At 74.6% G+C, this 25,198-nt stretch carries 24 protein-coding genes; 18 read left to right on the forward strand and 6 right to left on the reverse strand.

What is annotated here, in order from left to right; genetic code table 11:
* Window positions 1-2 precede the first annotated feature (2 nt).
* The 11 genes from KK617_RS10475 (at window position 3) to KK617_RS10525 (ending at window position 11,338) form a co-directional block, all read left to right on the forward strand.
* Entirely contained in the window at window positions 3-722 is a 720-nt protein-coding gene (locus KK617_RS10475; RefSeq protein WP_277499938.1) for a polyphenol oxidase family protein, read from the forward strand.
* Complete coding sequence (locus KK617_RS10480) at window positions 719-1,429, forward strand: YggS family pyridoxal phosphate-dependent enzyme (protein ID WP_277499939.1); 711 nt, start codon at window positions 719-721, stop codon at window positions 1,427-1,429. Before KK617_RS10475 ends, KK617_RS10480 begins: the two co-directional genes overlap by 4 nt.
* A 57-nt stretch (window positions 1,430-1,486) precedes the next feature.
* Complete coding sequence (gene sepF / locus KK617_RS10485) at window positions 1,487-2,041, forward strand: cell division protein SepF (RefSeq protein WP_277499940.1); 555 nt, start codon at window positions 1,487-1,489, stop codon at window positions 2,039-2,041.
* Between the two features lie 9 nt (window positions 2,042-2,050).
* Window positions 2,051-2,353, forward strand: coding sequence for a YggT family protein (locus KK617_RS10490; RefSeq protein WP_277499942.1), 303 nt, complete (start codon window positions 2,051-2,053; stop codon window positions 2,351-2,353).
* 95 nt (window positions 2,354-2,448) lie between these two features.
* Window positions 2,449-3,216: a DivIVA domain-containing protein gene (locus KK617_RS10495; protein WP_277499943.1), complete on the forward strand. Its 768-nt coding sequence runs from the start codon at window positions 2,449-2,451 to the stop codon at window positions 3,214-3,216.
* Between the two features lie 156 nt (window positions 3,217-3,372).
* Entirely contained in the window at window positions 3,373-3,813 is a 441-nt protein-coding gene (locus KK617_RS10500) for a TraR/DksA family transcriptional regulator (protein WP_277499944.1), read from the forward strand.
* Window positions 3,786-4,400, forward strand: a complete 615-nt coding sequence (gene lspA, locus KK617_RS10505; protein WP_277499945.1) for a signal peptidase II — start codon at window positions 3,786-3,788, stop codon at window positions 4,398-4,400. The genes KK617_RS10500 and lspA overlap by 28 nt, the downstream gene beginning before the upstream one ends.
* Before the next feature lie 35 nt (window positions 4,401-4,435).
* Window positions 4,436-5,329, forward strand: coding sequence for an RluA family pseudouridine synthase (locus tag KK617_RS10510; RefSeq protein ID WP_277499970.1), 894 nt, complete (start codon window positions 4,436-4,438; stop codon window positions 5,327-5,329).
* A 190-nt stretch (window positions 5,330-5,519) separates the two neighbouring features.
* Entirely contained in the window at window positions 5,520-9,101 is a 3,582-nt protein-coding gene (gene dnaE / locus KK617_RS10515; protein WP_277499946.1) for a DNA polymerase III subunit alpha, read from the forward strand.
* Between the two features lie 46 nt (window positions 9,102-9,147).
* A complete protein-coding gene (locus KK617_RS10520; protein WP_277499947.1) occupies window positions 9,148-9,627 on the forward strand; it encodes a hypothetical protein in 480 nt (159 codons plus the stop codon).
* A 55-nt stretch (window positions 9,628-9,682) separates the two neighbouring features.
* Window positions 9,683-11,338, forward strand: coding sequence for a DUF3352 domain-containing protein (locus KK617_RS10525; protein WP_277499948.1), 1,656 nt, complete (start codon window positions 9,683-9,685; stop codon window positions 11,336-11,338).
* Here KK617_RS10525 and KK617_RS10530 read toward each other — a convergent pair.
* Complete coding sequence (locus KK617_RS10530) at window positions 11,322-11,786, reverse strand: aminoacyl-tRNA deacylase (protein WP_301799850.1); 465 nt, start codon at window positions 11,784-11,786, stop codon at window positions 11,322-11,324. The genes KK617_RS10525 and KK617_RS10530 overlap by 17 nt on opposite strands.
* 71 nt (window positions 11,787-11,857) lie before the next feature.
* Complete coding sequence (locus KK617_RS10535; protein WP_277499950.1) at window positions 11,858-12,565, reverse strand: LON peptidase substrate-binding domain-containing protein; 708 nt, start codon at window positions 12,563-12,565, stop codon at window positions 11,858-11,860.
* Between the two features lie 72 nt (window positions 12,566-12,637).
* Between KK617_RS10535 and hisD the strand changes: the two genes are divergently transcribed.
* The 6 genes from hisD (at window position 12,638) to hisF (ending at window position 18,024) form a co-directional block, all read left to right on the forward strand.
* On the forward strand, window positions 12,638-13,960 hold the full coding sequence (gene hisD / locus KK617_RS10540; protein WP_277499951.1) for a histidinol dehydrogenase: 1,323 nt from the start codon (window positions 12,638-12,640) through the stop codon (window positions 13,958-13,960).
* On the forward strand, window positions 13,957-15,123 hold the full coding sequence (locus tag KK617_RS10545; RefSeq protein ID WP_277499952.1) for a histidinol-phosphate transaminase: 1,167 nt from the start codon (window positions 13,957-13,959) through the stop codon (window positions 15,121-15,123). The genes hisD and KK617_RS10545 overlap by 4 nt, the downstream gene beginning before the upstream one ends.
* Window positions 15,120-15,752 carry an imidazoleglycerol-phosphate dehydratase HisB gene (hisB, locus tag KK617_RS10550; RefSeq protein ID WP_277499953.1) on the forward strand — a complete coding sequence of 211 codons (633 nt, stop codon included), beginning with the start codon at window positions 15,120-15,122 and terminating at the stop codon, window positions 15,750-15,752. Before KK617_RS10545 ends, hisB begins: the two co-directional genes overlap by 4 nt.
* Entirely contained in the window at window positions 15,749-16,393 is a 645-nt protein-coding gene (gene hisH, locus KK617_RS10555) for an imidazole glycerol phosphate synthase subunit HisH (RefSeq protein WP_277499954.1), read from the forward strand. Before hisB ends, hisH begins: the two co-directional genes overlap by 4 nt.
* A gap of 102 nt (window positions 16,394-16,495) precedes the next feature.
* The gene (gene priA, locus KK617_RS10560) at window positions 16,496-17,263 is read left to right on the forward strand and encodes a bifunctional 1-(5-phosphoribosyl)-5-((5-phosphoribosylamino)methylideneamino)imidazole-4-carboxamide isomerase/phosphoribosylanthranilate isomerase PriA (RefSeq protein WP_277499955.1); all 768 of its coding nucleotides are present in this window, start codon (window positions 16,496-16,498) and stop codon (window positions 17,261-17,263) included.
* On the forward strand, window positions 17,260-18,024 hold the full coding sequence (gene hisF / locus KK617_RS10565) for an imidazole glycerol phosphate synthase subunit HisF (protein WP_277499956.1): 765 nt from the start codon (window positions 17,260-17,262) through the stop codon (window positions 18,022-18,024). Before priA ends, hisF begins: the two co-directional genes overlap by 4 nt.
* A gap of 320 nt (window positions 18,025-18,344) precedes the next feature.
* Here hisF and KK617_RS10570 read toward each other — a convergent pair whose 3' ends face one another.
* From KK617_RS10570 to KK617_RS10585, 4 genes are all read right to left on the reverse strand, one after another.
* Window positions 18,345-19,844, reverse strand: coding sequence for an HNH endonuclease signature motif containing protein (locus tag KK617_RS10570; protein WP_277499957.1), 1,500 nt, complete (start codon window positions 19,842-19,844; stop codon window positions 18,345-18,347).
* Between the two features lie 499 nt (window positions 19,845-20,343).
* Window positions 20,344-20,997: a TIGR03085 family metal-binding protein gene (locus tag KK617_RS10575; RefSeq protein WP_277499958.1), complete on the reverse strand. Its 654-nt coding sequence runs from the start codon at window positions 20,995-20,997 to the stop codon at window positions 20,344-20,346.
* Window positions 20,998-21,035: 38 nt separating this feature from the next.
* Window positions 21,036-22,154: a P1 family peptidase gene (locus tag KK617_RS10580; protein WP_277499959.1), complete on the reverse strand. Its 1,119-nt coding sequence runs from the start codon at window positions 22,152-22,154 to the stop codon at window positions 21,036-21,038.
* Between the two features lie 3 nt (window positions 22,155-22,157).
* On the reverse strand, window positions 22,158-23,855 hold the full coding sequence (locus tag KK617_RS10585) for a DUF885 domain-containing protein (protein WP_277499960.1): 1,698 nt from the start codon (window positions 23,853-23,855) through the stop codon (window positions 22,158-22,160).
* Between the two features lie 44 nt (window positions 23,856-23,899).
* Here KK617_RS10585 and KK617_RS10590 point away from each other — a divergent pair, with 44 nt between their 5' ends.
* On the forward strand, window positions 23,900-25,105 hold the full coding sequence (locus tag KK617_RS10590) for a glycoside hydrolase family 6 protein (protein WP_277499961.1): 1,206 nt from the start codon (window positions 23,900-23,902) through the stop codon (window positions 25,103-25,105).
* Window positions 25,106-25,198 lie beyond the last annotated feature (93 nt).

Raw genomic sequence — 25,198 nt, forward strand, 5'->3', positions numbered from 1 at the left:
CGGTGTTCGTCTTCCGTGAGCGCGTCGGGCGGGTCGAGGTGGCCTTCACCTCGGCCCGCCACGACGCGCGCCCGCTCAACCTCGCGCTGCCGGGCACCCCGCCCGCGGCGGCGGTGAGCGACGTGCGGGCCGACCTCGAGGCGGTGCGCACCGAGCTCGGCGCCCGCTCCGTCCGGGGCATGCGGCAGGTCCACGGCGCGACCGTGGCGGTCGCTGCCGGGGCGCTCGACGCGGCCGGCGAGCCTCCCGAGGCCGACGGCATCGTGACCACGGAGCCGGGCGTCGCCCTGCTCGTGCGGGTCGCCGACTGCGTCCCGGTGCTGCTGGCCGATCCGGCCGGCGGTGCCGTCGCCGCGGCGCACGCCGGGCGCGAGGGCGTGCGCGCCGGGGTCGTGACCGCGACGGTGGCCGCCCTGCGGGCCGCCGGGGCGGACGAGGTCCGGGCCTGGGTGGGTCCGCACGTGTGCGGGCGGTGCTACGAGGTCCCCGCCGCGCTGCGCGACGAGGTCGCCCGGGCGGTCCCGGCCGCGGCGGCGACGACGTCGTGGGGCACGCCGGCGCTCGACCTCGGGGCAGCGGTACGGGCGCAGCTCACCGCCGCGGGCGTCGACGAGGTCACCGAGCTCGGCGCGTGCACGATGGAGGACGCCGAGCTGTGGTCCCACCGGCGCGACGGTGCGGCGGCGGGCCGCCTCGCCGGCCTCGTGCAGGTGGTCGCGTGAGTGCGGAGGGCCGGGAGGCCGAGCTCGCCGCCGCTCTGGCGGCGGTGCGCGCGCGGGTCGTCGCGGCCACCCGCGCGGCCGGCCGCGACGACGAGGTGGAGCTCGTCGTCGTCACCAAGTTCTTCCCCGCCTCCGACGTGCGGCTGCTCGCCGGGCTCGGGGTGGGCGCCGTCGGCGAGAACCGCCACCAGGAGGCGGCGGCGAAGGCGGCCGAGACCGCGGACCTGGGGCTGCGCTGGCACTTCATCGGCGGCCTGCAGAGCAACAAGGCGGCGGCGGTGGCGGCGTACGCCGACGTCGTCGAGTCCCTCGACCGTCCCAAGCTGCTCGCCCCGCTCGCGCGCGGGCGGGCCGAGCGGGACGTCGCCGGTCCCCTCGACTGCCTCGTGCAGGTGAGCCTCGACCCGCCCGGCGCCGAGCACCGCGCGGGCTGCCCGCCGGAGCAGGTGGCGGAGCTGTGCGACGCCGTCGCCGGCACCGACGGGCTGCGCCTGGCGGGTCTCATGGCGGTGGCGCCGCTGGGCGAGGACCCGGCGGCGGCGTTCGCCCGGCTCGCCGACCAGGCGGCCCGCGTCCGGGCCGAGCACCCCGGCGCGACGGTGCTCTCGGCCGGCATGAGCGGCGACCTCGAGGAGGCCGTCGCGGCGGGGGCGACACACGTGCGTGTCGGTAGCGCGGTCCTCGGAGCGAGGCCCCGTGTCCAGTAGTGTCCGATCCAACCGAGCGCGCCCCCGTGGTGTGCCACAACTCCTGAGGAAGTCAGCATGAGCGGCGCGATGCGCAAGATCGGCGAGTACCTCGGTCTGCTCGAGGACCCGGGGTACGACGAGTACGACGAGGCCGAGGGCCACACCGGCGAGCGGGACGTCCGGGACGAGCGCGACCACCGGGACCAGCGGGACCACCGTGACCACTCCGACGAGCGCGAGGAGCGCCCCGTGCGTCGGCGTCCGGTGGAGGCCGCCCCGGCCCCCGTCGCCGACCTCGCCGAGCGCCGTCGCGCCCAGGTGGCGGCCGCGCCCGTCAGCCAGGTCGCCGAGCTGTCGCGGATCATCACGCTGCACCCGCGCACCTACAACGAGGCCCGCACCGTGGGGGAGAACTTCCGCGACGGCATCCCGGTGATCATGAACCTCTCGGAGATGGACGACAGCGACGCGAAGCGGCTCGTGGACTTCGCCGCCGGCCTGGTCTTCGCCACGCGTGGCACCATCGAGCGCGTGACGAACAAGGTCTTCCTGCTCTCGCCCCCGAACGTGACGGTCGCCGCCGAGGACAAGGCGCGCATCGTCAGCGGCGGCTTCTTCAACCAGAGCTGACGCGGGGCGTTGACCGCGAACGTCATCGGGCAGGTCGTCGAGCTCGTCCTGTTCGTCTTCATCAGCATGCTGTGGATCCGCTTCGTGGTCGACTGGGTGCAGGTCTTCGCCCGGTCGTGGGAGCCCAAGGGCGTCGTGCTCGTGGTCCTCGAGGTCGTCTACTCCGTGACGGACCCCCCGATCAAGGCGCTGCGCAAGGTCATCCCGCCGCTGCGCCTGGGCGGGGTGGCGCTCGACCTCAGCTTCCTGATCGTCCTGGTCGCCAGCATGCTGCTGCTCCAGGTGAACCGTGCGACGCTGCTGAGCGCCTGACCCTCCCCGGCGGTCGAGTGACCCGTGGGGGAGTTGAGGCGCTAGTGTTGCGCCGAGACGTGTATTGCAAGCCGACGAGATGAATGGGTGTGGTCATGCCACTGACGCCTGAGGACGTGAGCAACAAGCGCTTCACTCCTGTCCGGCTCCGCGAGGGCTACGACATGGGTGAGGTCGACCAGTTCCTCGACGAGGTCGAGGCCGAGCTGGCCCGTCTCACCAAGGAGAACGAGGACCTGCGCGCCAAGCTCAGCGCCGCGCAGTCGGGTGCTCCCGCTCCCGCGCCGGTGTTCGAGAAGGCGCCCGAGCCGACGCCGGCCCCCGCGCCGGTCCCGGCCCCCACGCCGGCCCCCGCCCCGGCGCCCGCGCCCGTGGTGGCGGCTGCCGCCCCCTCCGCCGGCGTCGAGACGATCCGCGTCGAGACGGTCCCGCAGGCCTCCAACGCCGCGGCCCGCCTCCTCGAGATCGCGACGCGCAACGCCGACGAGCTGGTCGACGAGGCCAAGGACGAGGCCGACCGCATCATCGGTGAGGCCCGCACCAAGGCCGAGCGCCTCGAGGGCGAGGCCAAGACGAAGGCCGACCGCATGGAGGCCGACGCCCGCACCCGCTCGCAGATGCTCGACACCGAGACCGCCGAGCGTCGCCAGCAGATGTTCGGCGACCTGGAGCGCGAGCGCGACAAGCTCAACGGCGAGGTGGAGCGCCTGCGCTCCTTCGAGCGGGAGTACCGCTCGCGCCTGAAGACCTACTTCTCGCAGCAGCTCGAGGCCCTCGGGGGCGGCGGCGACGCCGCGCCCGTGAGCGACAGCTCGGCCGCCCCGAAGCGGCTGCGCTCGATCCTCGGCGACGACGAGGCCTGAGCGCTCACCACCTCGACGGCACGCGCGGCCGGCCACCCCTCCCGGGGTGGCCGGCCGTTCGGCGTCCCGGGACGGTTGAGCGGTGCGGGGCAGGCGGCTAGGGTCCTCGCACGCCGACGGCACGTCGCCTCGGACACCGACTCGGAGGAGCACGTGGTGAACGAGGAGACGACGACCGACACCGGCCTGCGGGAGATCGACCCCGCCGCCCTCCCGGTCGCCGAGGGCGACGAGCCCTGGACGCGGGCGGAGGTCGACGAGGTGGTCGCCGAGCTGCAGGAGCACGCGGCGACCCTGCGCGCCCGCATCGAGGCGCAGGAGGCCGAGCTCGCCGGGCTGTTCGCCGACGCGGGCGACGGCGCCGGCCCCGACGCGGCCGACCTCGGCGCCTCGACCTTCGAGCGCGACCACGAGCTCAGCCTCGTGAGCACGGAGCGCACCGCGCTGGAGCAGGTCGAGCGGGCCCTCGCACGCATCGGGGAGGGCCGCCTCGGGGTGTGCGCCTCGTGCGGCGGACCGATCGGCAAGATGCGGGTGATGGCTTTCCCGCGTGCCACACTGTGCGTGTCATGCAAGCAGCGCGAGGAGCGTCGCTGAGCCACGGCTCGGGCGACCCGGACCGTCCCCCGTCCTCCCCGGCGTCTCGTCGGCGTCGCACCTGGACGGCGTTCCTGCTGGTGGCCCTCGCGGCGTACGCCGTCGACCTGACGACGAAGGAGCTCGCGCTCCGCCACCTCGCCGACGGCCCCGTCGCGCTGGTCGACGACCTGCTCGTGCTGCGCCTGGTGTTCAACCCCGGCGCCGCCTTCAGCCTCGGCACCGGGGCGACCCCGGTGCTCACCGTCGTGGCCATCGTCGCGACGATCGCGGTGCTCGTCGCGAGCCGCCGCCTCGGCAGCGCCCTGTGGGCCGTCGCCCTCGGTCTCCTCCTGGCGGGGGTGACCGGCAACCTCACCGACCGCCTGCTGCGCGACCCCGGGCCGTTCCACGGGCACGTCGTCGACATGATCGCGCTGCCGAGCTGGCCCGTCTTCAACGTGGCCGACATGTGCATCAACGTGGCCGCGGCCCTCATCGTGGTGCAGGCCTTCCGCGGCGTGAGGGTCGACGGCGGGCGCGTCGATGACGACCGGGCGGACAGCACCCCCGAGGCCGACCAGCCGGCCGGGGAGGACCCGCGGTGAACGCCGACCTCCGCGTGGTGCTCGTCCCCGAGGGGATGGCCGGCGAGCGCGTCGACGCCGCCATGGCCCGCATGTTCGGCGTGAGCCGGTCGCGGGCGGCCGAGCTGATCGCCGAGGGCAACGTCGCGCTGGACGGCGGCCCGGTCGCCAAGTCCGACCGCGTCGTGGCGGGTGCGTTGCTGGAGGTGACCATCCCGTCGGTGGTCGACCCGCTCGAGATCGTGCCGGAGATCGTCGAGGGCATCGGGATCATCCACGACGACGACGACATCGTGGTGATCGACAAGCCGGTCGGTGTCGCCGTCCACCCCTCGCCGGGGTGGCGGGGCCCGACCGTGGTCGGTCACCTCGTGGGCGCGGGCTTCCGCATCGCCACGAGCGGGGCCTCCGAGCGCCAGGGCATCGTGCAGCGTCTCGACGTCGGCACCTCGGGCGTCATGGTGGTCTGCAAGTCGGAGACGGCGTACTCGCGGTTGAAGAACGCCTTCCGCAACCGCGAGGTCGACAAGACCTACCACGCGCTCGTGCAGGGGCACCCCGACCCGCACACGGGCACGGTCGACGCCCCCATCGGCCGCCACCCGCGCTCGGACTGGAAGTTCGCCGTCATGGCCGACGGGCGCGCGAGCGTGACCCACTACGAGACGCTCGAGGCCCACCGCTTCGCGAGCCTCCTGCAGGTCCACCTCGAGACCGGCCGCACCCACCAGATCCGCGTCCACATGTCGGCCCTCAAGCACCCGTGCGTCGGTGACCTGACGTACGGCGCAGACCCGACGCTGGCGCGCCGCGTCGGGCTGGAGCGCCAGTGGCTGCACGCCGTGCGGCTCGGCTTCGTGCACCCGGGCTCGGGGGAGTACGTGACGTACGACTCGGGCTACCCCGACGACCTCGCGCACGCGCTCGAGGTCGTGCGCGACAGCGACTGACCCGGCCTCGACCCGACCCTCCACCCGGCCCGCCACCCGACCCGCCGCGGCGTCCGCGACGCGACGGGTGTCGGTGCCCGACGGCACGATGAGGGGCGCCGGCGTCGCGTAGGCTGACCTCCTTCCCCGCGCACCGCCCGCACCACCCGTCTGTCCTGCTGCACCGTCCTCGAGGAGCGCGCTGAACTCCATGGCCGCCGGATCTTCCGACTCGTTCGTCCACCTCCACGTCCACACGGAGTACTCGATGCTCGACGGGGCGTCGCTGCTCGACGGGCTGTTCTCGCGGGTGGTGGAGCTGGGCATGCCGGCCATCGCGATGACCGACCACGGGAACCTGCACGGCGCCTACGACTTCTGGTCGAAGGCCCGCAAGCACGGGGTCAACCCGATCATCGGCATCGAGGCGTACCTGACGCCCCAGACCCACCGCAGCGAGCGGCGCCGGGTGCGCTGGGGCAAGGGCGGCACGGCCGAGGAGGGCGGCGACGACGTCGCGGGCGGCGGCGCCTACACCCACATGACGATGTGGGCCTCGAGCACCGAGGGCATGCACAACCTGTTCCGGCTCTCCTCGCGCTCGAGCCTGGAGGGGTACTACTACAAGCCGCGCGCCGACCGCGAGCTGCTGCAGACCTACGGCAAGGGCCTCATCGCCACGACCGGCTGCCCGTCGGGCGAGGTGCAGACCCGCCTCCGGCTGGGGCAGTACGACGAGGCGCGCCGCTCGGCGGCCGAGTTCCAGGAGATCTTCGGCAAGGAGAACTTCTTCCTCGAGCTGATGGACCACGACATCAGCATCGAGAAGCGCGTGCGCGACGACCTGCTGCGCCTGGGCAAGGAGCTGGGCATCCCGCCGGTCGCCACCAACGACTCGCACTACAACAACCCGGGCGACGCCGAGGCCCACGACGCCCTGGTGTGCGTCGCCTCCGGCAAGCGCCTGGCCGACCCGAACCGCCTGAAGTTCGACGGCGGGGGCTACTACATCAAGTCCGCGGCGGAGATGCGTGAGCTGTGGGCCGACCGCTTCGGCATGCCCGAGGCGTGCGACAACACCCTCGCGATCGCCGAGCGCTGCTCGGTGGACTTCACCGAGTCCACCGGCGGCTACATGGCGCGCGCCGACGTGCCGGCGGGGGAGAGCGAGGACTCCTGGTTCCGCAAGGAGGTCTGGCGCGGCATCGAGAGCCGCTACCCCGGTGAGGCGCTGACCGCCGAGGTGCGCGACCGCGTCGAGATGGAGCTGTCGGTCGTGGCGGCCAAGGGCTACTGCGGCTACTTCCTGGTGGTGGCCGACTTCATCCAGTGGGCCAAGGCGAACGGCATCCGGGTCGGCCCCGGCCGTGGTTCCGGCGCGGGCTCGATCGCGGCGTACGCGCTGCGGATCACCGACCTGTGCCCGCTGGAGCACGGCCTCATCTTCGAGCGGTTCCTCAACCCCGAGCGCCCCTCGATGCCCGACTTCGACATCGACTTCGACGAGCGTCGGCGCACCGAGGTCATCCAGTACGTCTCGGAGAAGTACGGCAGCGACCGCGTCGCCTACATCGCCACCTTCGGCCGCATCAAGGCCAAGCAGGCGATCAAGGACGCCGCGCGCGTGCTCGACTACGGCTTCGCCGTCTCCGACCGCATCACCAAGGCGCTGCCGCCCGACATCATGGGCAAGGGTGTGCCGCTCAAGGAGCTCTTCAACGAGGGCCACAAGCGCTACAACGACGGCGGCGAGTTCCGCGCCCTGCACGCCAGCGACCACGACGTGCGCACCATCTACGAGACGGCGGTCGGCCTCGAGGGCCAGATCCGCCAGTGGGGCGTGCACGCCGCCGGCGTCATCATGTCGAGCGAGCCGCTCGTCGACATCGTGCCGATCATGAAGCGCGAGCAGGACGGCGCGATCATCACGCAGTTCGACTACCCGATGTGCGAGTCGCTCGGGCTGGTCAAGATGGACTTCCTCGGCCTGCGCAACCTCACGGTGCTCGACGACGCGCTGAAGAACATCGAGATGAACCGCGGCGAGACGGTCGTGCTCGAGGACCTGCCGTTCGACGACCCCGCGACGTACGACCTGCTCTCGCGCGGCGACACCCTGGGCGTGTTCCAGCTCGACGGCGGGCCCATGCGGGCGCTGCTGCGCAGCATGAAGCCGGACAAGTTCGCCGACATCTCCGCCGTCGGCGCGCTCTACCGTCCGGGCCCGATGGGCGCGGACTCCCACAACAAGTACGCGCGGCGCAAGAACGGCCGCGAGCCCATCGACCCGATCCACCCCGAGCTCGAGAAGCCCCTCGAGACGGTGCTCGGCGAGACCTACGGCCTGATCGTCTACCAGGAGCAGGTCATGGAGATCGCCCAGGTCCTGGCGGGCTTCAGCCTCGGACAGGCTGACAACCTGCGCCGCGCCATGGGCAAGAAGAAGAAGGAGGAGCTCGACAAGCAGTACGCCGGGTTCCAGGCCGGCATGCTCGAGCGCGGGTACTCCCAGCAGTCCATCACGGCCCTGTGGGAGATCCTGCTGCCCTTCTCCGACTACGCGTTCAACAAGGCCCACTCCGCGGCGTACGGCGTGGTGTCGTACTGGACGGCGTACCTCAAGGCGAACTACCCGGCCGAGTACATGGCGGCCTTGCTGACCTCGGTGAAGGACGACAAGGACAAGTCGGCCATCTACCTCAACGAGTGCCGCCGCATGCGCATCCAGGTGCTCCCGCCCGACGTCAACGAGTCCGCGCACAACTTCACCCCGGTCGGCACCGACATCCGCTTCGGCCTCACCGCGATCCGCAACGTGGGCGCGAACGTGGTCGAGCAGGTCGTGGGCGCGCGCGAGGAGAAGGGCCGGTTCACGGACTTCAACGACTTCATGGCGAAGGTCCCGATCGGCGCCTGCAACAAGCGGGTCATCGAGTCGCTGGTCAAGGCGGGCGCCTTCGACGACATGAAGCACAAGCGGCGCGCGCTGGTCGCGGTGCACGAGATGGCGGTCGACCAGTACGTCGACATCAAGAAGAACGAGGCCATCGGGCAGGACTCGCTGTTCGGCGGCCTCGACGACGTGGACGACGGCGGCGGCTCGTTCGGCGTCAGCGTCGCGCTGCCCGACATCGACGAGTGGGACAAGATGACGCTGCTGGGCCACGAGCGCGAGATGCTCGGCCTCTACGTCTCCGACCACCCGCTGCTCGGCCTCGAGCACGTGCTCTCCCAGGGCACCGACGCGACCGTCGGTCAGCTGCTGCTCGACGAGGAGCGCCCGCACGGCTCCCGCGTCACCGTGAGCGGCCTGGTCACCTCGGTGCAGCGCAAGATCACGAAGAAGGGCGACGCCTGGGCGACGATCACGCTCGAGGACCTCGAGGGCGGCATCGAGGTGCTGTTCTTCCCCAGCAGCTACCAGCTGGTTGCCCAGCACCTCGTGCCGGACTCGATCATCCGGGTCTCGGGCGCGCTGTCGAAGGACAAGGAGCAGCCGGAGATCCGCGGGCAGGAGGTCACGCTCCCCGACCTCGCGGAGGGACCCGGCGGGCCGGTGGTGCTGACCCTGCCGTCGACCCGGTGCACCCCCACGGTGGTGACGCAGCTGCGCGACGTGCTGGCCACCCACCCCGGGATGTCCGAGGTGCACCTGCGGCTGCTGACGCGGCAGTCGACCACGCTGCTGCGCATCGACGACCGGCTGCGCGTCACGCCCAGCCCGGCCCTGTTCGCCGACCTCAAGCAGCTGCTCGGGCCCGGGTGCCTCGGCGGGGCGGAGTCGCGTGGCTGAGCGGGTGCTGCCGACGCCCCCCTCGCCCGGTGCCGCGGCTGACCCGATGACGACCGTCCGTGACGTCCTGCGGGTGGTGCGGCTGTTCGCGGAGGTGGCGGTGGTCGCCGCGCTCCTGTGGAGCTGGTGGTGGCGCCCGTCCACCGGGTTCGCCGCGAACGGCGACTTCTTCTGGGACCCCCGCAGCATCGAGGGCTCGATCACGGGCACGGCGTCGTACCTGGTCGTCGCCTCCGCCGCCGGCTTCCTGACCGGCGCCGTGGTGGCCGTGCGCCACCTCGCCCGACCGTGGGTCGCGCTCGGGGCGACGGGCCTCGCTGCGGCCGCGGCGGGGGTGCTGACGGGGTGGATCGGCCACCTGCTCGGCCCGGAGGACCCGGTCGAGGTGGCGGCCCGCAGCGCCGACGGGTCCCGTGTGGCCATCGACCTGCAGGTGGAGGGGATCGGCGCGTACGCCGCGATGCCCGCGGCCGCGCTCAGCGCCGTCGCACTCGTGCTGCTGCTCTGGCCCCGCCGGGGCGACTAGTCTCCTGGCCGGGCGGCGAGGGTGCCGCCGCACCACGAGACGAGGGGACGCGGACGTGACGCAGCCATCGGGGGACCAGCAGGCGTACCCGCCGCCGTACGAGCCGCCGCACCGGGGACCGCGCCGGCGCCGGGCGCGCACCGCGGTGGTGCTCGGCGCGGCGGGCGTGCTGGGGGTGGTCGCGATCGGCGGGGGAGCGGCGGCCTACCAGGCCTACTACGCGACCGGCGACCAGCCGTCGCAGGCGCTGCCGGCCGACACGCTGGCCTACCTGAGCGTCGACCTCGACCCGAGCGGTCGGCAGAAGCTCGAAGCGCTCGAGGTGCTCGAGCGCTTCCCCGGCTTCGGTGAGTTCTCCGACGAGGTCGGGCTCGACCGCGACGACGTCCGCCGCACGCTCTTCGACCAGATCGTCGACGCGACTCCTTGCGCGGACCTCGACTTCGACGACGACATCGACCCGTGGCTCGGCGGGCGCTTCGCGGCGGCGGTCGTGCCCGACGACACCTCGCCCAACGTGCCGGAGCTCGGCGGCGACGTCGTGTTCGTGGCCGAGGTCTCCGACGCCGCGGCGGCGTCCGACGGCATGGAGCGGATCGCGGACTGCGGCGGCGAGGACGAGGTCGGCTGGGCCGCCGAGGGCTCGTGGCTCGTGGTGAGCGACACCTCCGACGCCGCCGAGCGGGTGCTCGACGGGGCGGGCGAGGCCTCCCTCGCGGACGACGCGGCGTACGGGCGGTGGACCGACGCGGCGGGCGGCGCGGGCATCCTCAACGTCTTCGTGGGGTCCGGTGCGGCCGACCAGCTCGTCGAGGCCCTCGACGGCGACCTCGACGACGCGATCGGCGACGAGCTGGGGCTGGCGATCGGCGAGGCCGACCGCGAGGCCGTCCGCACCGCCGCCGAGGACTTCGAGGGCGCCGCCCTCGCCGCGCGCTTCGCCGACGGGGGCCTCGAGGTCGTGGGCGCCACGCAGGCGCGGCTCGGCGCGGAGGACGGGGAGCGCCCGGCGCTGACCGCCGGGACCGCGGGCGACCTCGCGGCCTCGCTGCCGGACACCACGGGGGCGGCGCTCGCGGTGGGCCTGGTGCCCTACTGGTACGAGGCGCTGCTCGCGAACCTGGTCGACGGTGGCCTGGCCTCCGAGGACGTCGAGGCGGGCGTCGCCGCGGTGGAGGACGAGACCGGGCTGCGGCTGCCGGACGACCTGCGGACGCTGCTCGGCGAGGGCGTCGCGCTCGCGGTCGACGGGGAACGGGCCGACCTCGACACGCTGGAGGGCTCCGAGGGACCGCAGGACCTGCCGCTCGCGGCGAAGGTGCTGGGCACCGATGCCGACGAGGTGCGGGACGTGCTGGACGACCTCCTCGAGGCGTCCGGTGCACCCGACGAGGTCGACGTCGCGGTGGAGGGCGGCGACGGGGGGAGCGTGGCGCTCGGCTTCGACGACGACGTGGTCGCCGACGTCGCGGAGGAGGGCGGCCTGGGCGGCACCGACGTGTTCGAGGACGTCGTGCCCGAGACCGACGACGTGCACGCCCTGCTGTTCCTGGACCTGCGGGCCGGCGACGGCTGGCTCGAGGACCTCGCGCGCGACCTGGGCGACGACGAGCTCGCCGACAACGTGGCGCCGCTGTCGGCCGTCGGGCTCTCGGTGCGGGTCGACGACGACGTGGCGCGCACCGTCCTGCGGATCACGACGGACGACTGACGGGCGCCACGACCGCGCCGCCGCCGGCCAGGGCCACCAGGTCGGCGGGGCGGAGCTCGACGTCGACGCCGCGGCGACCCGCGGAGCAGAAGACGCTCGCGTGGGTGAGGGCCGTGTCGTCGACGACGGTGCGCAGGGCGCGGCGCTGGCCGAGCGGCGAGATGCCGCCGACGACGTAGCCGGTGGCCCGCTGCGCATCGGCCACGTCGGCCATCCGGGCGCGGCGGCCGCCGAGCGCGGCGGCCGCCGCCTTGAGGTCGAGCATCCCGGCGACCGGCACCACGCCGACGCACAGCTCGCCGTCGACGTCGAGCACGAGGGTCTTCAGCACCCGGTCGGGGGACAGGCCCAGCGCGGCCGCGGCCTCCTCGCCGTACGACGTGCTCGCGGGGTCGTGCTCGTAGGGGTGCACCACGTGCCAGGCGCCGGCCGCGACCAGGGCGGCGATCGCCGGGGTCGCCGCGGCCTGCCGCTCGCCGCGGGCGTCGCGCTTCCTCGCCACCGTCCTCGCCGCCGCGCTCAGTTGGGGGAGAAGCCGGTGCGGTTGAGCTGCATCGCCGGGAGCGACGGGATGACGTTGATGGCGCGCAGCTCGGCCTCGAACAGGTCGGCGAGGAGCAGGTAGCGCTCCTCCGGGTCGTCGGTCTCGAGCAGCCGCTGGCGGTCCGACAGGGGCAGTGGCGCCACCGCCGACATCGCCCACGAGCGGAAGACCACGTCGTTCGGCAGCACCCCGGCGACGACGTTGCCGCCGAGCTCGGAGACGACCGCCTGGTGGGCGGCGAAGAGCGCGCCGGTGCGCTCGACGACCGCGGGGTCCACGGTCGGCGGGCGCTCGGGCTCGGGGAGCACCTGCACCTCGCCGACGGGGAAGGTGCCGCTGGTGTCGAGACGGTCGAGCCGCAGGCGGTCGCGGCACACGGCGACGACGTCGAACGTGCCGTCCTCGTGGGTCTGCACCTGGGTCAGCTGCAGGCGGCAGCCGACGCGGTGCAGCGACTGGCTGCCGCGGTCGCCGACCTCATAGCCCTCGCGGATCGCGACGGAGCCGAAGAGGCGGCGCGCGGGGTCGGGCTCGCGCAGCAGGTGGTGCACCAGCGCGCGGTAGCGGTCCTCGAAGACGCGCAGCGGGACGGTGAGGCCGGGGAACACCACCGAGCCCAGCGGGAACATGGGCAGGCGCGTCGTGCCGGCGTCCCCGGGCTGGTCGTCCTGCGCGTCGGCCACGTCCTCGACCCTAGCGCCCGCGTGGCGGCCGCGATGCCGGGCCGCCCCGGGCCCCGGCCTAGAATCGGGCCCATGACCACCACCGCTCCGGCCCCGCGGCTGCGCCGCACCGACCTGCGCGGAGCGACCCCCGGATCCCTCGACTACCGGGCGGTCGTGCCGCGTGCCGACTTCGACGTCGAGGCGGCCGTGCCGGCGGTCCACGCCATCGTCGAGGCCGTGCGCGAGCGCGGTGTCGACGCCGTCCTCGAGCTCGGCGCCCGCTTCGACGGCGTCGAGCTGACCGACGTCCGCGTCCCCGTGGGAGCCGCGCAGGCGGCCCTCGAGGCGCTCGACCCCGCGATCCGCGCCGGGCTGGAGGAGTCGATCCGCCGCCTGCGCACCACCTCCGCGGCCGAGCTGGAGCGCGATGCGGTGACCGACCTTGCGCCGGGCGCCCGGGTCACGCACCGCAAGGTGCCCGTCGGCCGGGTGGGGCTCTACGTGCCGGGCGGCCTCGCTCCGCTGGTGTCGAGCGTCCTGATGAACGTCGTGCCGGCCCAGGTGGCCGGCGTCGGCTCCATCGCGCTGGCGAGCCCGCCGCAGAAGGCGTTCGGCGGCTCGGTGCACCCGACGATCCTGGCGGCCTGCGCGCTGCTCGGCGTCGAGGAGGTCTACGCGGTGGGCGGGGCCCAGGCGATCGCCATGTTCGCTCACGGCGCCGGCCCCTGCGCGCGGGTCGACCTCGTCGCGGGCCCCGGCAACATCTACGTCGCGGCCGCCAAGCGGCTCGTGCGGGGGCTGGTCGGCATCGACTCCGAGGCCGGGCCCACCGAGATCGCGATCCTCGCCGACGACACCGCCGACCCGGCGTACGTCGCCGCCGACCTGCTGAGCCAGGCCGAGCACGACCCGCTCGCCGGCGCGGTGCTCGTCACGCCGAGCGAGACGCTCGCCGACGACGTGGACGCCGAGCTGGAGAAGCAGGTCGCCGCCACCCGCCACGTCGAGCGCGTGCGCACCAGCCTCGCCGGGCGGCAGTCCGGGATCGTGCTCGTCGACGACGTCGACCAGGGCATCGAGGTGGTGGACGCCTACGCGGCCGAGCACCTCGAGATCCACACCGCCGACGCGGCCGCCGTGGCGGCGCGGGTGCGCAACGCCGGCGCGATCTTCGTCGGTCCGCACGCCCCGGTCAGCCTGGGCGACTACTGCGCCGGGTCGAACCACGTGCTGCCCACCGGCGGCTGCGCCTGCCACTCCTCGGGCCTGTCGGTGCGGGCGTTCACGAAGTCGGTGCACGTCGTGGAGTACACGCGGGAGGGCCTGGCCGACGTGGCCGACCACGTCGTGACCCTCGCCGAGGCCGAGGACCTCCCCGGTCACGGCGCCGCCGTCCGGGTGCGCTTCTCGTGAGCGCGGGCCCCGGGAGCACGGGCAGCACGGGGAGCACGGGAGCGGGCTGGCTGCCGCTGCGCGAGGAGCTGCGGGGGATCGAGCCGTACGGCGCGCCCCAGCTCGACGTCCCCGTCCAGCTCAACGTCAACGAGAACCCCTACGGGCCCTCCGAGGCGTGCGTCGCGGACATCGCGGCGGGCGTCGCCGCGGCGGCCCGCACCCTGAACCGCTACCCCGACCGGGAGTTCACGGCGCTGCGCGAGGCGCTCGCGGCCTACCTCTCCCGGGACGTCGCGGCCGGCCAGGCGCCGATCGCGGCCGAGCAGGTGTGGGCGGCCAACGGGTCGAACGAGGTCATGCTGCAGCTGCTGCAGGCCTTCGGCGGGCCGGGACGCACCGCGGTGAGCTTCGCCCCGACGTACTCGATGTACCCGGAGTACGCGCGGGACACGGGCACGACGTGGGTGGCCGGCCATCGGGCCGAGGACTTCTCGCTCGACCTCGACGCGGCCCGCGACCTGGTCGCCGAGCACGGCCCGAGCGTCGTGCTGCTGCCGAGCCCGAACAACCCGACCGGCACCGCGCTGCCGCCGGAGGCCGTGGACGCGCTGTGCGCCGCGGTCGCCGAGCACGGCAACGGGGGGCGCGGCGGGATCGTCGTGGTGGACGAGGCGTACGGCGAGTTCCGCCGCGCCGGCACGCCGAGCGCGCTCGAGCAGCTGCCGACCCACCGCAACCTCGTCGTGACGCGCACGATGAGCAAGGCGTTCGCGGGCGCCGGGCTCCGGCTGGGCTACCTGGCCGCCGACCCGGCCATCACGGACGCGATCCGGGTGGTGCGCCTGCCCTACCACCTCTCGTCCACGACGCAGGCGACGGCGCTCGCGGCGCTGCGCCACGCGCCCGAGCTGCTCGGGCAGGTCGACGCGCTGCGTGCCGAGCGCGACGTGCTCGTGGTGTGGCTGCGCGAGCAGGGCCACGACGTGGCCGACTCGGACGCCAACTTCGTGCTCTTCGGCCGGTTCGCGGACCGGCGCGCCGTCTGGCAGGGTCTGCTGGACCGCGGGGTGCTGATCCGCGAGACCGGCCCGGAGGGCTGGCTGCGGGTCTCGGTCGGCACCCCGGAGGAGATGGCCGCGTTCCGCGACGCCCTCGTGATCGTCACCAAGGAGGACCAGTGAGCACCCCCCAGGCCGACCGCGCCCCGCGCACCGCCCGGCTCGAGCGCACGACCAGCGAGTCGCGCATCCTCGTCGACCTCGACGTGGACGGCACCGGCCGGCACGAGATCTCGACCGGGGTCGGCTTCTACGACCACATGCTCACCGCGTTCGCCCGCCACGCGCTCGTCGACCTGACCGTGCGTGCCGAGGGCGACACGTGGATCGACGCCCACCACACGGTGGAGGACACCGCGATCGTGCTGGGCCAGGCGATCCGCCAGGCGCTGGGCGACAAGAAGGGCACGCGGCGCTTCGGTGACGCGACGGTGCCGCTCGACGAGGCGCTCGTGCAGGCCGTCGTCGACATCTCGGGCCGCCCGTACTGCGTGCACACCGGCGAGCCCGAGGGCCAGCAGTACGTGCAGCTCGGCGGCTCCGGCGTGTCCTACCTGGGGTCGCTGACCAAGCACGTCTTCGAGACCATCGCCTTCCACGGCCACCTCGCGCTGCACGTGCGGGTGCTCGCCGGGCGCGAGCCGCACCACATCGTCGAGACGCAGTTCAAGGCGTTCGCCCGGGCGTTCCGCGACGCGGTCGCGCTCGACCCGCGCGAGACCGGCGTGCCGTCCACGAAGGGCACGCTGTGAGCGGTGGCGACCGGCCGCACGTCGTCGTCCTCGACTACGGCTCGGGCAACCTGCGCTCCGCCGTGCGCGCCGTCGAGCGCGCGGGCGCCGAGGTCGAGCTGACCTCCGACAAGCAGGCGGCGCTGGACGCCGACGGCCTGCTCGTGCCGGGCGTCGGCGCCTTCGCGGCATGCATGGAGGGCCTGCGCGCCGTCAAGGGCGACGAGATCATCGGGCGCCGCCTCGCCGGCGGACGCCCCGTGATGGGCATCTGCGTGGGCATGCAGATCCTCTTCGGCCGCGGCATCGAGCACGGCGTCGAGACCGTCGGCTGCGACGAGTGGCCGGGCACGATCGAGCGGCTCGAGGCGCCGGTGGTGCCTCACATGGGCTGGAACACGGTCGAGGTGCCCGAGGGGTCGCGGCTGTTCGCCGGGCTCGAGGACGAGCGGTTCTACTTCGTGCACTCGTACGCCGCGCGCCGCTGGGAGCTCGAGACCAACGACCGCACCCGGGCGCCCCTCGTCACCTGGGCCACCCACGGCGGCGACCGCTTCGTCGCGGCCGTCGAGAACGGTCCGCTCTGGGCCACCCAGTTCCACCCCGAGAAGTCGGGCGACGCCGGCGCGGCGCTGCTGCGCAACTGGGTCGCCACGCTCTGAGGCGCAGCGGGCCCGCCCGCCGCAGCCGCTCCGCCGTACCACCCCGTTCCACTGCAGCACCGCACCCCGCACCAGCGCATCCCGCGAGAAAGGCAGGCCGTCGTGCCCGCGTCGTACCTCGAGCTCCTCCCCGCCGTCGACATCAAGGGCGGCCAGGCCGTGCAGCTGGTGCAGGGGGTCGACGGCTCCGAGAAGCGGTTCGGCGACCCCGTCGAGGCCGCGCTGCGCTGGCAGCGGGCCGGCGCGGAGTGGATCCACCTCGTCGATCTCGACGCCGCGTTCGGCGTCGGCACCAACCGCGAGCTGCAGGCCGAGATCGTCGGTCGGCTGGACATCAAGGTGGAGATGAGCGGCGGGATTCGCGACGACGAGTCGCTGGAGGCCGCCATGGCCACCGGCTGCCGCCGGGTCAACATCGGCACCGCCGCGCTGGAGCAGCCCGAGTGGTGCGCGCGGGCGATCGCGACGTACGGCGACCGCGTCGCCGTCGGCCTCGACGTGCGCGGCCGCACGCTGGCCGCGCGCGGCTGGACGCGGGAGGGCGGGGACCTGTACGAGACGCTCGCGCGGCTCGACGGCGAGGGCTGTGCGCGCTACGTCGTCACCGACGTCAACAAGGACGGCATGCTCGCCGGGCCCAACCTGCAGCTGCTGCGCGACGTCTGCGCGGCGACCGACAAGCCGGTCGTGGCCTCGGGCGGTGTCACCACCCTCGACGACATCCGCGCGCTGACCGAGCTCGTGCCGCTGGGCGTCGAGGGTGCGATCGCCGGCACCGCGCTCTACGAGGGCCGGTTCACCATCGAGGACGCGCTCGAGCTGACGCGGGGTGCCGCGGGCGCCGCGGGTGCTGCGGGGGAGCAGGCGTGAGCCTGGCCGTCCGCGTCATCCCGTGCCTCGACGTCGACGGCGGCCGGGTCGTCAAGGGCATCAACTTCCAGGAGCTGCGCGACGCCGGTGACCCGGTCGAGCTGGCCCGCACGTACGACGCCGAGGGCGCCGACGAGCTGACGTTCCTCGACATCTCGGCCTCCCACGAGGGGCGGGCCACGACGCTGGAGATCGTGTCGGCGACCGCCGAGCAGGTCTTCATCCCGCTCACCGTCGGCGGCGGCATCTCGAGCGTCGAGGACGTCGACCGGCTGCTGCGCGCCGGGGCCGACAAGATCGCGGTCAACACGGCGGCCATCCGCCGGCCCGAGCTGATCGCGGAGATCGCGGACCGTTTCGGCAACCAGGTGCTCGTGCTCTCCGTCGACGCCCGCCGTGCGGCGAGCGGCACCGACTCCGGCTTCGAGGTCACCACGCACGGCGGCCGGCGCTCCGCCGGTCTCGACGCCGTCGCGTGGGCGGCTCGGGCCAGCGAGCTCGGCGCGGGGGAGATCCTGCTCAACGCCATGGACGCCGACGGCACCCAGGACGGCTTCGACCTCGAGCTGCTCCGAGCCGTGCGGGAAGTCGTCACCGTGCCCGTCATCGCCTCCGGCGGCGCCGGCGCGGTCGAGCACTTCGCGCCCGCCGTCGACGCCGGCGCCGACGCCGTGCTCGCCGCCACCGTCTTCCACTTCGGCACGCTGCGCATCGGCGACGTCAAGGGCGCGCTCGGCGACGCGGGGCACCCCGTCCGCTAGGCGGGTCACACCAGGCTCGGTCGCGGTCCCTGCCTGTCGCGGTAGGAGCGGTAGTCGAGGGCTATCGCTCCTACCGCGACCGGCAAGCGGGCCCCTGCGGGCACGTCGGGGCCGGGCGCGCCGGGGTAGCGGACGCCCGCTGGTACGGCGGTGGTCGAGGTCGCCGCTCCGGCGGCCCTCGAAACCACGTCCGGGCGCGCCGGTGGTGGGGTGGCGCGGTGGTTGAGGTGGCCGCCCCAGCGGCCCTCGAAACCACGTCCGGGCGCGCCGGTGGCCCCGCCAGGTGGTGCTGGGTGGCGGGGTCGGCGCTGGTGGCGGTGCTAGTCGAGTGGTGTGGTGCCGGTGGGGTCGACGGCGTAGCGGAGCCCGTGGGGGCTGGTCCAGAGGTAGGTGCCGTGGGGGTCGCGGTGGTAGCGCCATCGGCGGTCGGGCGGATCTGCGCTGGTTGGACTGGAGTCCGGTGGGCTCGCCCCTGACAGCGACGGATGGGTCTTGGCCCTGTGTTCGCCTCGGCAGAGCGGCGCGAGGTTGGCGGTCGAGGTCTGGCCGGCGCCTGGCGCTGCGTTCGAGCGGTAGGGGTGGGTGTGGTCGAGGTCGAGCCCGCGTGCTGGTCGTCCGCAGTAGGGGAAGGCGCAGGTGGGTCGGTCGAGGCGGACGCGTTCGGCGATGCGGTCGGGGATCTCGTAGGCGTCGACCGCGACGTGCTCGCTGAGGTCGATGACGGGCTTGACGGTGATCTTCGTGCCGGGCGTGCGGCACCAGTCGCGGACCTGGTCGGCGGTGATGAGGGTGCGGGTGTTCTCGAGGCGGGCGAGGTCGATGCCGGTGTGGCCGGTGGCCGGGTCGATGCCGGGCCCGTCATCGCTGCGGTGCGAGGCGAGCGCGGCGTCGCTGAGGTGGACGTAGAGCACGACCTGCCGCGCGGATGTCCGGGTCGAGCCGATCGGCGCCTCGCCGCCGTCGACTGCGGTGGCGCCGTAGAGGTCGAGGGTGGTCTGGCGCCGGGCGAGCTCGCCGAGGGCCATGGAGCGGCGGACGTCGAGGTCGGCGTCGCAGCCGGCGGCGGCGAGGTCGGCCGCGACGCGCTGGACGGCGTTGTTCAGGTCGAGGGCGTCGGCGATGTCGAGGGTGCCGTGGACGGGGACGACGCCGGTCCAGGGTGAGGCGGTGTCGATGGGGGTGGTCTCGATGGTGAAGTAGCGGCCGGCGTCGGCGTCTGCGCGGTCGAGGTCGGCGTTCTCGGGGTCGAAACGCGCTATGGCCTCGGCGACCAAGCGTTCGACGGTCGGCATGGTGGCGCGGTGCGCGACCGGGGCCAGGTTGCGGTCCACGAAGTCCGCGGCCCCGGCCGTGAGAGTGCGGGTGAGGGCGGCGATCTTCCGGGCCCGCCACACCGGGAGTGCGCGCTTCTGCGTCGCCGGGTCGGCGCCCGCGGCGACGCGGGCGTAGAGGCGGGGGAGGCGGTGGCGCAGCTCGATGGCGTCCCCGACCAGGGGTCGGCCGGAGGTGACGGAGCGGCCCAGCGCTGCGGAGATCTCGTACAAGCAGAACTCCGAGACCAGCGGTGCGCCGGGGCCACCGAGCTCGAGGAACCGATCCCCGCCGGGGACCGCGGTGGGGTCTTCGGTCCAGAGCCCGAGCGGGCCGATGGGGTCGCCGACCGTGCCGTCGGTGTGGGCGTCGGCCCAGTCGGCGACCGCGACGAACGTGGCAACCTCGGCGGCCATCTGTGCCGAAGCAGCTGCGCGGGCGGAGGCGAGCAGCGCTGTCGCGTCGGGGGCCGCGGGGGCCTCGACGACGGCGGTGCTCGGGTGGTTCATACGGACAACGGTAGGGGTGGGCACCGACATTCTCCGGTCCAGGCACGGGGCCTGGGGAAGAAAGATCTGAGGGATCCTGAGGTGCCCGGATCGGGGCCGCCCGGGACCACGGTCGTGGTTTCGAGGGCCGCTGGGGCGGCCACCTCAACCATCGGTCCGGTCGGCCGCGTCGACTCGTGGTCTCGAGGGCCGCTGGGGCGGCCACCTCAACCACCGGTCCGGTCGGCCGCGTCGACTCGTGGTTTCGAGGGCCGCTGGGGCGGCCACCTCAACCACCGGTCCGGTCGCGCGCGTCGACTCGTGGTTTCGAGGGCCGCTGGGGCGGCCACCTCAACCACCGGTCCGGCCGCGCGCGTCGACTCGTGGTCTCGAGGGCCGCTGGGGCGGCCACCTCAACCACCGAAGGGGGCCGCTGGGGCGGCCACCTCGACCACCGGATCGGCCGGCCGCGTAGCCGGGCTCGGCCGCGGCCCGGCGCGCGCGCCCACCGCGGTGCGAGCTACAACCCCAGGTCCGCGATGCGCAGGCGGCGCACGGCGAGGTCGGGGCCGGTGACCTCGACGCCGTCGACCTGCTCGCGCCCGAGCAGGAAGAGCACGAGCTCGGAGGGGCGTCCGGTGACGACGGCGGGACCGTCGCCGCGCCGTACGGTCGCGCGTCGTCCCGACCGGGCGTCGACCGCGACGACCGGGGCGCCGACCTTGCGGGTGGTGACCACGGCGATGGGCCGCAGCATCCGCCAGAGCTCGTCCTCGGCGGCGTCGCCGAGGTCGCGGGGCGCCCAGCCGGGCTGGGCGCGGCGCAGGTCCTCGTGGTGCACGAAGAGCTCGACGGTGTTGGCGAGGCGGTCCAGCGGTGGCACGGCGGCCCAGCTCAGCACCGGGCGGCGCAGCTGGTCGGCGAGCAGCGGCAGGTCGGCGCGCGCCCACCGCCGCTCGGCCCGCCGGGCGAGGCCGGACAGCGGCGGGACGAACCCCGCGGCCTGCGCCAGCGGGCTCCGCTCGCGCATCAGCAGGTGCACGACGAGGTCCTTCACCGTCCAGTCGCCGCACAACGTGGGGGCGTCCGCCCCGAGCGTGGGGGCGAGGTCGGCGATCGCGGCGCGCTCCGCGCGGGCCAGGGTGCGGGCCGGGGAGGGGGACGTCGTGGGCACGGTCCGACCCTACGCGGCGCGGCCAGCCGCTCCGGGCGCTACGACCGGCACGGGAGCGCCGACGGGAAGGCCTCGGCGTACGAGCGCAGCGTGCCCCACGGCGTCGTCACGCCCTCGGCGGCGAGCATCGCCCGCACGACGGCCCGCGTGACGCAGCCGGCAGCCGCCTCGAGGAGGGCGTGGAACTGCAACGGGTACGTCGCGGGGTCGGGCGCCGCGGCCCCGGGCGGGGCGGTGGACAGCGCGAACAGGGTGTCGCCGTCGAACATCGAGTGCACGGGCAGCACCGCCCGCGCCAGGCCGTCGTGGGCCACGCCCGCCACCTTCGCGGCCGCCGCCTTCGTGAGCGGCAGGTCCGTCGCCACGACGCCGATCGTCGTCGCCAGCGGGGCGGGCCGGTCGGCCTCGAGCGCGGCGGCGAGGTCGTGCGCCGCGGCCAGCTCGGCGGCGTCCGGTCGCACCAGCCCGCCCGGGGCGTGGGGGACGAGGTCCTCGGGCAGGCAGTGCGGCGCGCCGTACAGCTCGCCCGTGGCGGGGTCGACGCACGAGCCGACCGCGTTGACCGCGACCAGCGCGCCGACCCGCACACCGCCGGGCAGCACCAGCGACGCGCTCCCGATGCCGCCCCGCAGGCCCCCGGCCCGCGCGCCCGTGCCCGCCCCGACGGACCCCAGCACGTCGTCGGGCCCGGACGTGGCGACGGCGTCGTGCGCGGCGGCCCCGAGTGCGGCGTCGGGGTGGTTGCGGAACACCCCGCCCCGCCCCAGGTCGAACAGGATCGCCGCCGGCACGATCGGCACGACGTCACCGGGCCCGGTGCCCATCGGGAACCCCACGCCGGTGTCCAGCAACCGCCCCACGACCCCGTCGACCGCGGCCAGGCCCATTGCCGAGCCGCCGCCGAGCACGATGGCGTGCACGCGCTCCACGAGGTTGCGCGGGTCCAGCAGGTCGGTCTCCCGGGTCCCCGGCCCGCCGCCGCGCACGTCGACGCCCGCGACCGCCCCGTGGGCGGGCGGGAGCACCACGGTGGTGCCGGTCAGCCACCCCGGGTCGGTGCGCTGCGCGTGCCCCACCCGGATGCCCGGCACGTCCAGGATCGTGTTCGTCGGACCCGGCACGGGCGCGGCGGGCCGGTCGGGGCGGGGGGCGGCCACGGCTCAGATCCGGTCGAGCGCCGCGACGAGCGGGTCGAGGCCGAGCGAGCCGAGGTCGAGCGCCGCGCGGTGGAACGCCTTGAGGTCGAACGCGTCGCCGTGGCGGCGCCGCGCCGCGGCCCGCGCCTCCAGCCAGGTGCGCTCGCCGACCTTGTACGCCGGGGCCTGCCCCGGCCAGCCGAGGTAGCGGTCCACCTCGAAGCGCAGCGTCGCGTCGTCGTCGCGCGAGTGCTGACGCATGAAGGCGTAGCCGAGCTCCGGCGTCCACCGCTCGCCGGGGTGGAACCCGAAGGGGTTGTCGGCGGGCACCTCGAGCTCGAGGTGCATGCCGATGTCCACGACCACGCGGGCGGCGCGGAAGCCCTGGCCGTCGAGCATGCCGAGGCGATCGGCCGGGTCCTCGAGGTAGCCCAGCTCGTCCATCAGCCGCTCGGCGTACAGCGCCCAGCCCTCGCCGTGGCCCGGCACCCAGCACATCGTGCGCTGCCAGCGGTTGAGCAGCTCGGCCCGGTACGCCGTCTGCCCGACCTGCAGGTGGTGGCCGGGCACGCCCTCGTGGAACACGGTCGTGGTCTCGCGCCACGGGTGGAACGTGTCGATGCCCTCGGGCACCGACCACCACATGCGGCCGGGGCGGCTGAAGTCCTCGCTCGGACCCGAGTAGTAGATGCCGCCGTCGTTGGTGGGGGCGAGGCAGCACTCGATGCGTCGCACCGGCTCGGGGATGTCGAAGTGCACGTCGGCGAGCTCGGCGACGGCGCGGTCGGCGAGCTGCTGCATCCACGCGCGGAACTCCTCGCGGCCCTCGATCCGGCGCGCGGGGTCGGCGTCGAGGTGGGCGACGGCCACGTCGATCGCGTCGGGCCCGGTCGCCTCCGGGGTGATGCGGGCGGCGGTCGCGCGCATGTCGTCCTCGATGCGGGCCAGCTCCGCCCAGCCCCAGGCGTAGGTCTCCTCGAGGTCGACCGTGGAGCCGAGGTGCATCCGCGACGCCAGCGCGTAGTGCTCGCGGCCGACCGCCTCGGTGCGGCGCCCGCGCGGCTCCATCTCGTCGGAGAGGAACAGGCCGAGGTCGGCCATCGCCCGCGTGGCCGCGACGGCGCTGCGCTCGAGATCGCCGGCCATCGCGCCCGGCACCGTGCCGTCGGCCACGCCGCGCGCCACGAGGTCGACGAAGACGCTGCCCGAGCCGGTCTGGCCGGTCCAGCGCTCCAGCTGGGTGGCCACCGCGGCGTACTGCCGCGCAGCGCTCACCCGCCCCCGGGCGGCTTCCTCGGCGAGAGTCACGCGCAGGCCCGCCAGGGCGCCGGGCACGGCGGCCAGCCGGGAGCCGATCGCCTCCCAGTCCTCGGCCGTCGCCGTCGGCATCAGGTCGAACGCGCCGCGCAGCTCGTGGATCGGGGAGGTGATGACGTTGATCTCGCTGCGGGCGTAGCCCGCTTCGTCGTACTCGATCGCCAGCCGCGTGCGCTCGAGGAACGCCTCCCGCGCGACCGCCTCGCGCTCGTCCACCGGCTCGGCCGCGACGACGTCCCGCACGGCGGCCCGCGCGAGCTCGAGGCGCGCGTCGTACCCCTCGGGGGAGTAGTCGGTCAGCTCGTGGTCGTGGCCCGCCACGCCCAACTCCGTGGCCGCCACGGGATCGAGGGCCGCGTGCTCCGCGACGTAGGTGGTGGTGCGCTCGTCGACCGTTCTGCTCATGGCGCCCCACCCTAGGTGCAGGGCGCCGACTACGATCCGTCCTCATGGGCAGGGGTTCCTCGGGTGACGACCCGGCCGACGACACGCCGGGTGCGGCACCGGCCGGGCGGACGCCTCCCCGGCTGAGCGGCCACCGCCACCTGCCGGGCCACGTGCGGCGCCAGGAGGTGCCGCCGGTGCCGACCCCGCGGGGTGCCCGTGGGCCCTCCCGCGACGAGGTGGAGGCGGCGGCCCGGGAGCAGCGCCGTCGGCGCCGCCGCTGGTGGGGCGCCGGCGCCGGCCTCGCCGTGGTGGCCGCGACCGTCGTCGGCTTCACCCTCAGCGAGGGTCCGATCTCCCGCAGCCTGCCGTGGAGCGACCCCCAGGGCGCGAACCCGTTCGCTGACCGCGGCCTCTACACCTGGCCCGACGCGCAGGCCGCGGTGGCCGCCGACACGGTCGAGGCCCAGGGCCGCGCCGACGACGCCGCCACGCTGCGGCGTCTCGCCGACGTGCCGACGGCCATCTGGCTGACCCCCGAGGCCCACGGGCGCGGCGAGGTCGGCGACCACGTGCGCCGGATCGTCGCCGACGCCGCGGACGCCGACGAGGTCGCCGTCTTCGTCGTGTACGGCGTGACCGACCGCGACTGCACCGGCCAGCTCTCCGCGGGCGGGCTGCCGCCGGAGGAGTACGCGGCCTGGGTCGGGGAGATCGCCTCCGCCCTCGGCACCGGCGACGGCGCCGCCGCCGCCGTGCTCGAGCCCGACGGGCTCGCCGCGACCTTCGAGTGCGGCAACACCGACCAGCGGGTCGAGCTGCTCGCCGGCGCGCTGGGCAGCCTCGTGGACGCGGGGGTCCCGACGTACGTCGACGCCGGCCACTCCGACTGGCGCCCCGTCGACGAGATGGCCGACCTGCTGCGCCGGGTCGGCGTCGAGAAGGCGCGGGGCTTCGCCACCAACGTGGCGGGCTACCAGGCCGACGCCGACGAGACGCCGTACGCCGAGGCGTTGAGCTCCCGGCTCGGCGGCGCGCACTACGTCACGGACTCCGGGCGCAACGGCGCCCCGTCGACCTCGGAGTGGTGCAACCCCGACGCGCGGCTCCTGGGCGACGAGCCCGCCGCGGTCGACGACGGCTCGGCCCGGGACGCCCACCTGTGGGTCAAGCCGCCGGGGGAGAGCGACGGCACCTGCAACGGTGGGCCCGACGCAGGAGTGTTCTGGGTCGAGCGGGCGCTCTCGATGGCCGCCGCGAGCGGGTGGTGACGGACGCCACGGTCACGGTCCGGCGGGCCCGCCGGACCGGGTGATTTGCGGGGATCTTGCCCCCGGCTTTCGCCCGTACGGCGCGTCCTGGCC

It is taken from the genome of Nocardioides sp. ChNu-99 (assembly GCF_029493445.1).
Classification (GTDB): domain Bacteria; phylum Actinomycetota; class Actinomycetes; order Propionibacteriales; family Nocardioidaceae; genus Nocardioides.